The sequence below is a fragment of the Oscillibacter sp. genome (genome assembly GCF_032060045.1).
Classification (GTDB): Bacteria; Bacillota; Clostridia; order Oscillospirales; family Oscillospiraceae; genus Oscillibacter.
This window is the reverse complement of record NZ_DAMBZJ010000064.1, coordinates 1-6,872: the sequence shown is the minus strand read 5'-3', so window position 1 is coordinate 6,872 and position 6,872 is coordinate 1. Positions and strand designations below refer to the sequence as shown.

At 57.4% G+C, this 6,872-nt stretch carries 9 protein-coding genes; all 9 read left to right on the top strand.

From position 1 onward, the window contains the following. Positions 1–343: 3D domain-containing protein (locus tag RT018_RS15385; RefSeq protein ID WP_312943196.1), on the top strand; the 343-nt coding region annotated here is incomplete at its 5' end. After that, complete coding sequence (locus RT018_RS15380; RefSeq protein ID WP_312943195.1) at positions 340–555, top strand: hypothetical protein; 216 nt, start codon at positions 340–342, stop codon at positions 553–555. The genes RT018_RS15385 and RT018_RS15380, both read left to right, overlap by 4 nt. Before the next feature lie 4 nt (positions 556–559). After that, complete coding sequence (locus tag RT018_RS15375) at positions 560–892, top strand: hypothetical protein (protein ID WP_312943194.1); 333 nt, start codon at positions 560–562, stop codon at positions 890–892. Then, on the top strand, positions 879–1,475 hold the full coding sequence (locus RT018_RS15370) for a hypothetical protein (protein WP_312943193.1): 597 nt from the start codon (positions 879–881) through the stop codon (positions 1,473–1,475). Before RT018_RS15375 ends, RT018_RS15370 begins: the two co-directional genes overlap by 14 nt. Before the next feature lie 10 nt (positions 1,476–1,485). After that, entirely contained in the window at positions 1,486–1,848 is a 363-nt protein-coding gene (locus RT018_RS15365; RefSeq protein WP_312943192.1) for a hypothetical protein, read from the top strand. 39 nt (positions 1,849–1,887) lie between these two features. Beyond that, a complete protein-coding gene (locus RT018_RS15360) occupies positions 1,888–3,606 on the top strand; it encodes a PcfJ domain-containing protein (protein ID WP_312943191.1) in 1,719 nt (572 codons plus the stop codon). Further along, the gene (locus tag RT018_RS15355; RefSeq protein WP_312943190.1) at positions 3,603–4,826 is read left to right on the top strand and encodes a DUF3102 domain-containing protein; all 1,224 of its coding nucleotides are present in this window, start codon (positions 3,603–3,605) and stop codon (positions 4,824–4,826) included. Before RT018_RS15360 ends, RT018_RS15355 begins: the two co-directional genes overlap by 4 nt. Continuing rightward, entirely contained in the window at positions 4,823–5,098 is a 276-nt protein-coding gene (locus tag RT018_RS15350) for a DUF3850 domain-containing protein (RefSeq protein WP_312943189.1), read from the top strand. The genes RT018_RS15355 and RT018_RS15350 overlap by 4 nt, the downstream gene beginning before the upstream one ends. Before the next feature lie 57 nt (positions 5,099–5,155). Next, a complete protein-coding gene (locus RT018_RS15345; RefSeq protein ID WP_312943188.1) occupies positions 5,156–6,850 on the top strand; it encodes a hypothetical protein in 1,695 nt (564 codons plus the stop codon). The last annotated feature ends 22 nt before the right edge of the window (positions 6,851–6,872 follow it).

The following is a 6,872-nucleotide window of genomic DNA, read 5'->3' as shown; positions in this document are numbered from 1 at the left end:
GGCTTTGCTGGAATGCGCCAATGTGATTGAGGACTGCGCGGTCACCTATTACACCTCGGACACCTGCGGTAAACAGCCGGGAGACCCATCCTATGGCATTACATATTCCGGACTGCAGGTGGTGGAGCATCTTACTTGTGCCGTTGACCCGGATGTAATCCCCTTATACTCAGATGTTTTTGTGGAGTACGCGGACGGTACAGTGGAGCAGCTTTGGGCGACGGATACCGGCGTGAAGGGGAATGCAATTGATATTTACACGCCGGACTACGATTACGCCATTCAGTGCGGGCGGCAGAGCCTGACCGTATGGTGGGTGGAGCCGCCGGAGGACACGCGATGAAGGGGCAACTGCCGGACAAGCCCTGTTATGGCTGCACGGAGCGGGCGGTGGGTTGCCACGGAAGCTGTGCGGAATATCAGGAGGCGGACCGAAAGCGGATTGAAGCGCGAAAGGCCGCGCACCGGGAGAACCGGGCGCTGGAGGACTATACGGAAGTCAAGAAAACCGCCATCTGGCGGACGATTCGGAAGGTGCGGCACAGGAGGTGGTAAGCACATGGCACGGAAAGCGGAAAGGCTGTTCTTTTGGATTGTGGCCTGTGAGGGCCACACGAACGCATGGGTAAACGCGGAAGATTGGGAACTGGCCACGGCCGCATTCTGGGGCGTGCCGTGGCGGGAGGTTGCCGCGAAATGCGAGTGCCGCCAGAAGCGCCCGGTTATAAAAGGCGTTTGCCCGCAGTGCGGAAGCTTTTTCTTCGGCGGGGCAAAGCGGTGTGACCTGTGCGAAAAGAAAGCCCGGGACGACGAGTGGAATTTGCAGCAGTATCTGAAAAACAGGTACAAGCACAGGAGACAGGAAGGGGGCGGCAAAAATGCCGATCAGTGAAAGGGCCCTGCTGCGGCAGATGCGGGAAAATTTCAAGGGTGCGGGGTATCGCGTGGGGCTGGTGATGCGCGGCGGCGTCCAGTGGCTGATGCTGAACGGGATGCAGTGGGCGGTGGCTTTGCCGTACAGCGACGCGGGAAAAGAGCTGAAGGCCCAGATTGTGAGCCATACCGGAGAAATGCCCGGAAAGCCGGTGAAGGCCCAGAAGGAAACCGTGCAGATGGAGATGGACGGAGAGCTGGAAAAGACCTTTGCCAATGTATTCACCGAAACCTCCGGCATGGTTCCGTGCCGGCAGACATGCCTGTATCTGGGAGAGCGGCAGATCTGGCAGGACAGCTCCGGACGGTGCAGCCTGTTTGAGCCGGGGTTTACCGGGCTGATCGTCCCCATGGAGGAGGAACTGCTGGAACGGGTCACAGACGGGCGGAGAATGCTTTTGACCGACGGGGAAGTGAAGGTTTTTGTGCTTTCTCCCGGCGCGAAGGACAGCCAGCAGGAGATGCTGGACTATCTGGGCCGCCACGACTGGGCGAGCGTGGTTGAGGAGGAAGCGGACGACGAGGATCAGGAAGAAATTTGAGGAGGTAGGCATGACGGATTTGGCGGTCAAAAAACTGGAAGCGGAGTTTCCCGAGGGGACGTATGACAAATACGCCGCCATCATGAAGCGGGGCGTTTTAGAGGCACTGACCGGATTTTGTGAACAGGACGCAGAGTTTGCACAGGCAGTCTTTCAGGGCGGCAGCTTTGAGGACTGCATGAAAGCCGTGGCAAAAAGCTGCGGGACCGGAATCTCCGATATGGAGGCATACCGGAGGGCGGTGCAGTTCTATTTTCCGGGCGCGGATATCAAGTTTCACATGACGGTGAACCTGTGCGCCAGCGTGGAGGCGCCGGAGGAACCGGCGGAGAAGTCCAATCCCATGCTGCTGGACCTGACGGAATTTTTGTGAGGCGCGGTGATGGGATATGTGCACAAAGGAACGGAGCCTATGAAAATCACAGTGCAGGAGGGCAAAGAAAAGGCCTTTGACGAATTCCCGGGGCTGAAGCAGGAAGAGCTGGACACCGTGAATGACTACTACAAGCACTACCTCTTCTATGAGAAATCCGGGAGCGGGCGGAAGCTGTGGAGCAGTTGCTGCCACCAGCAGGGGCGGCTTTTAAGCATGGACAATCTGCGGGAAATCACATCCGCGGATTGGTATGCGCTTCAATCCCGTCATGGAGACGAGATTTCCTGCCCGTTTTGCGGGAAGACGGTGGAGCTGAAAGCAAAGGGTACGGCAAAAAACTGCAAGAAGCTGGAGACATATATTCCCGTGATCTTTCTCAGCACGGCGGACAACGGGGAGACGATTTACGCTCAGGCGTACTGGACCAATAAGGACTATGCCTGCAACTGGGCGGCGGAGCCGCTGTACATGGCGACCTACGTTTACCGCTTCCGGAGGAACGAGGCGGTGCAGTGGGAGCACACCTATTACGGCGATGTCTGGCACAAGCAGGTGAACGGATTTTTCACAGAACCCTTCCGAAGCGGCGGGGGCCTGTTTTTCCGATATGACGACTATCGGGTGATTGGTCTGGAGTGCCTGAAACAAAGCTTCTTAAAGTACATTGACTTTACAGTGTGCAAAAGTGAATATAGGGCAGGCTGGAATAACCTGATGCGCTTTTTAGCCATGGCGGCGCAGTATCCGGAAAACGTGGAGATGCTGCAAAAGGCGGGCATGAAGAACGTGCTGGCCGACTGGACACAGAGAAAAAAGAAAAACGCCGCCAACATTGTGTGGGGCGAAAAGGACCCGCGCAAGGCGTTTCGGTTGGACGGCGGGGAACTGAAAGCATTTATGTCCACACGGAAAAGCATGTCTGTCATGACACTGTATAAACGGGCAAAGAAGCAGGGAACCGGGCTGAGCATGTCAGACTGTCAGGGGATTGAGGACGCTTTGGGCTGGGCGGCCGAAAAGGAGCTGCCCAAGCTGACGAAGGAGTACGGAACCACCATTAAGGCACTGACCCACTATTTGAAGCGCCAGGCGGACGGAGAGCGCACCTTTGGCATGGCCTTTCGGACATGGAAGGACTATATGACCGCAGCGGAAGGGATGGAGCTGCGGGTTTACCGGGACGACGTGAAATATCCCAAGGACCTGTGGACCGCCCATGAGGAAACCACGGAGAAAAACCGGAAGCGGCTGGAAGCGCAGCGCCGAAAGCAGATGCGGCGACAGCAGAAGGAGCAGGCGGAAAAAGAGTACCTTGCCCTGCTGGCCTATGCCAAGCGAAAAAAGGACTTGGAGAAACGCTATGTCTACGCGGCGGAAGGCCTGATGATCAGGGTACCCGAGAACCGGGAGGAAGTTGTTGCGGAAGGAAAATTGTTGCAGCACTGCGTGGGCGGGTATGCAGACCGGCACATTGGGGGGACCGTGACCATCCTGTTTCTTCGCAAAGAGTCCGCGCCGGAGGTCCCGTTTTTGACCGTTGAAATGAACGGGAACAAGCTGGTGCAGATTCATGGTTTTAAAAACGAGGGCATCCACACAACAAAGGGGCGCTTTGCGCCGGACCCGCGGGAGGTTTACAAGGAATTTCTGGACCCGTGGCTGGCTTGGATTGCCAAGGGCAGCAGACGAAATAAAAAGGGAGAGCCGGTTTTGCCGCGCTCTTATAAGGAAAAAGTGGAGGTGCAAATTGCATGAATGACTTGGCGCAGGCAAGGAAACTCGCGGCGGAGCTGGGACTGGACGAGGCGCCCAAACAGCCCGAGACGCTTAGCCCTATGGAGTCGGCACGCCGCATGACGCCGAACTACTACGTGGAGCAGATGGACAAGCGCAGACGCGAGGAGCCGGACAATGGAGCGCTGCTGACCGAGGATTGCGGCATGAACGGCCAGCCGGCCCGGGAGGAGCCGCGCGATCTGGATGTGATTACGCAGGAAATTGTTTTTTACAAACGGCAGGCGGGCAGTGCCCTTCTGGAAATCGGAAACCGGCTGAATGAAGCAAAAGACCAGTTGGAGCACGGAAAATGGCTGGACTGGCTGCGTGAAAAGGTGGACATTTCCGAGCGGTCGGCGCAGAACTTTATGCGCCTTGCGAGGGAGTATTCCAAATCCGCAGAAATTGCGGATTTGGGAGCCTCCAAAGCCTTGGCACTGCTGGCTTTGCCTGATTCTGAACGCGAGGGGTTTTTAGCTGAAAAGCACGATGTAAACGGCACTCAGAAGTCCGTGGAGGACATGACGGGCGAGGAACTGAAAAAAGCCATCCGGGAGCGGGACGAGGCGCTGAAGCGGGCGCAGGAGGCTCAGGAGGGCATGGACAACATGGTGGACGAGCTTTCCGACGCCAAGCGGGCACGGGATGAGGCCCTGGGCCAACTGGAGGGGGCGAAAAAGGCCGGAGAACAGGCCGCCTCCGCAAAACTGGACGCTTTGAAAGTGAAATCGGACGGTTTGGAGGAAAAGCTGAAGGCCGCGCGGGAGAAGGAAAAAGAGGCAAAAGCCGAGCTAAAAAACGCCGAGGCCGGAAAGGCGGAGCTGGAGAAAAAGCTGGAGGAGCTGAAAAACAGGCCTGTGGACGTGGCCGTGCGGGAACCCGGCGAGGAAGAGATTCAAAAGCTTCGGGAGGCGGCGGAAGCGGAGGCGGCCAAGCAGGTGGAGGAGGCCAACGCCAAACTGAAGGATGCGCAGGCGCGGGCGGAGGCGGCGGACCGGGCCGCGGAGGAGCTGCGCCGGCAACTGGCGGCGGCGGACAAGGACACCCAGACGTTCAAATTTTATTTCGATGAATGGCAGATGAAATACAGCGCCATGATGGAGGCGTTGGGCGCTGTGGCCGCAGCGGACCCGGAAAAGGCAGAAAAGCTGAAAAAGGCGATCCACGCCGCGGCGGAGCGAATGGGGGCGGGGGAATGAGCTTTTCGCTTGAAAAGAAAGAGCCCTGCGGACGGCTGCTGCACAGGCTGAAAACGGAACCAAAGTATTTTCAGGACACGCAAAACGGCCTGAAGGATTTTGAGGTCCGGCGGAATGACCGGGACTATCAGGCAGGGGACCTGCTGGAGCTGGCGGAGTGGACGCCGAAGGGATTCACCGGGCGGACGCTGACCCTGAGAATCAAGTACCTATTGGACGACGCAAGATTTTGTAAAGAGGGCTATGTGGTCCTTGGAACGGAAGAATGCTGAAATGAAAAGTGAGGGCGGCGCAGGGCGCTGCCCTCCCGGGCTATCGGGAGGCGGCACATGAATTTGAGAATTCCTAAAGACTATATAGAGCACTGCCTGATGATCCGGGACAAGAAAAACCAGTTGGTACCCCTGATTTTAAAGCCCGCGCAAAGGCGCTTGTACGAAGCAATTAAGCGGGAGCACGAAGCCGGGAGGCCTGTGCGCCTGCTGATTCTGAAAGCGCGGCAATTGGGCTTTTCCACACTGGTGGAAGCCATGATGTATCAGGACTCCGCCACGCGAAAGCTGGTGCGCACAATGATTGTGGCCCACCGGGACGACTCCACGGCGGGCCTCTTCAGAATGAACAAGCTGTTTTTTGATTCCTCGCCGCCAGCGGTGAAGCCCATGCGCAAAGCCAACAACGCGCAGGAGCTGGTATTTGAGAATCCCACCAAGAACGCGGCGGAGAAGGAGGCCAACCCGGGGCTGATGAGCTCCATTCGCTGCGTGACGGCGGGGGCCGGGGGCATCGGACGAAGCGAAACGCTGACCAACCTGCACGCGTCTGAGTTCGCATTCTGGCCGGGGGACCCGGAGGCAACACTGCTGGGCTTGATGCAGGCCATCCCGGACGACCCCAATACCATGGCGGTGATTGAGTCCACGCCAAACGGCTACAATTATTTCAAGACCCTGTGGGACGGCGCGGAAAAAGGGGAGAACGGCTGGGTTCCGTTTTTCTCCCCGTGGTTCGAGGAGCCGGAGTACCGAAAGCCGGTGCCGCCGGAAACCGTGTGGATCGGCGAAGAAACCGAATTGGCGGCGGCCTATCACTTGGATGAAGAACAACTGATGTGGCGGCGGTGGTGCATCAAAACCAACTGCGGCGGAAATGTGGAGCTGTTTCGGCAGGAGTATCCAAGCTGCGCGGAGGAAGCGTTCCTGTTCTCCGGAACGCCGTTCTTTGACAATCAGAAGCTGATTCTGCGGCTGGAAAGCGCGCAAAGTCCTATCAAGGTTGGACGCTTTACATATGCTGAACCAAAAGAAGAAAACGGAAAGCCGGAGAATGGGAAATGGCACACCGACAAGCGTGGCGGCTACATCCGCCTTTGGGAGCTGCCGAAAGAAGGCGTTCCCTATGTGATGGGCTGCGACACCGCCGGAGACGGCAGTGACCGCTTTATTGCATGGGTGATCGACAACACCACCGGGGAGCAGGTGGCGGAGCTGCGGTTCACTCACAACGCGATTTTGTTTACCCGGCAGATTTGGTGCTTGGGCCACTACTATAACGCGGCGCTGATTGCGGTGGAAACCAACTATAACAGCTATGTGTCCATGACGCTGGAGCTTTGGAATTACCCGAAGCTTTATATCCGGGAGCGGAGCATGGACAGCTATACCCACAAGCTGGCAAAGAAATACGGCTTTGCCACCACGTCACAGACAAGGCCGGTGATTCTCGACAATTTACAGACCATTATAGACGAGCACCCGGAATGGGTGAAAAGCGAAGACGCTTTACGGGAAATGACGCATTTTGTCTACAACGAGAAGCGCCGCCCGGAGGCGGAGAGCGGGGAACACGATGATTATGTGATGGCGATGGCAATTACCTATTTCTGCCGGGAACAGCAAAGCCGGGTGGTAAAGCTGACGCCGGCGGAGAAAGCCCAGTGGACGGAAGATATGTACGAGGACTACCAAAACGCAGATGCGGCGGGAAAGCGGGATCTGCTGGAGAAATGGGGAAACCCGTTCTGACCCGCCGGGGGCGGATTTGTCA